2 protein-coding genes are annotated in these 1,025 nt (G+C 62.6%); both read left to right on the top strand.

Annotated features, from left to right (window positions below):
• Positions 1-66: 66 nt before the first annotated feature.
• Entirely contained in the window at positions 67-366 is a 300-nt protein-coding gene (locus tag ACIBX3_RS61260; RefSeq protein ID WP_397130040.1) for a transposase, read from the top strand.
• Positions 321-1,025 (top strand): IS3 family transposase (locus ACIBX3_RS61255; RefSeq protein ID WP_397130041.1); only part of this gene is annotated, 705 nt, incomplete at its 3' end. The genes ACIBX3_RS61260 and ACIBX3_RS61255, both read left to right, overlap by 46 nt.

The raw sequence follows: 1,025 nt of genomic DNA, 5'->3' as shown, positions 1-1,025 counted from the left end.
TGAGGTGCCCTAGATCTTCCGGACAGCTCCCCAACTAGGGTTGGGGTGACCGGAAGGAAGCAGTAGTTGGCACGACGTAAGGGCCCTTACTCGCAGGCGTTCAAGGATGAGGCCGTCCGCATGGTGCTGGATGGGGATCGTCCGGTGTCGCATGTCGCCCGGGAGTTGGACATCCACGACACCACCCTGCATAACTGGGTGAAGGCTTCGCGGCGGGAGCACGGAGGCGTGGCGCCGGCCGCTCCGGGGAAGAGCGGGGAAAAGAGCGAGCGGGAACTCGAACTGGAGCGTGAGAACCGCAAGCTCCGCGAGGAAGTCGCATTCCTGAAAAAAGCCGCCGCCTTCTTCGCGGCCGAGAATCGATAACGGCCAAGTACGAGCTGATCGACGCGGAGAAGGCTGACTACAAGATTGTCGACATGTGCCGCTGGTTGCAGGTGTCGCGGTCGGGGTTTTATGAGTGGCGCAGTCGCCCGATGTCGGCGACCGCTGAACGCCGTGAACGGTTAAAGGCACTGATTGCTGTTGTTTTCGACGACAGCCATGAGACTTACGGGCATCGGCGGGTGCACGCGGCATTGCTGCGCCGGGGTGAAGAGGTGAGCGTGGAGACGGTCCGGCTGCTGATGCGCGAGCTGGGCCTGGTCGCCTGCCAGCCGGCGCCGTGGCGGCCGGTCACCACCGACGCCGATGAGCACCATCGGATCCCTGACCTGGTGCGGCGGGACTTCGCCGCCGAGGCGCCGGGGACGAAGTTCGTCGGCGATATCACCTACATCCCGACCTGGGAAGGGTTTCTCTATTTGGCGACGGTCATCGACTGCTTCAGCAAGAAGGTGGTCGGCTGGGCGATGGGCGATCATTACAAGACGTCGCTGATCGAGGCGGCGATGGACATGGCCGCGGTCAACGTTCGCATCGCTGATGAAGCTATTTTCCATTCCGATCGTGGGTCGAACTACACGTCGGGAGTCTTTGGTGAGAAGCTGAAGCGGATGGGTATGCGGCAGTCTGTGGGCCGGACC

It is taken from the genome of Nonomuraea sp. NPDC049480 (assembly GCF_044465905.1).
Classification (GTDB): Bacteria; Actinomycetota; Actinomycetes; order Streptosporangiales; family Streptosporangiaceae; genus Nonomuraea.
This window is presented reverse-complemented; position numbering and strand designations above follow the sequence as displayed.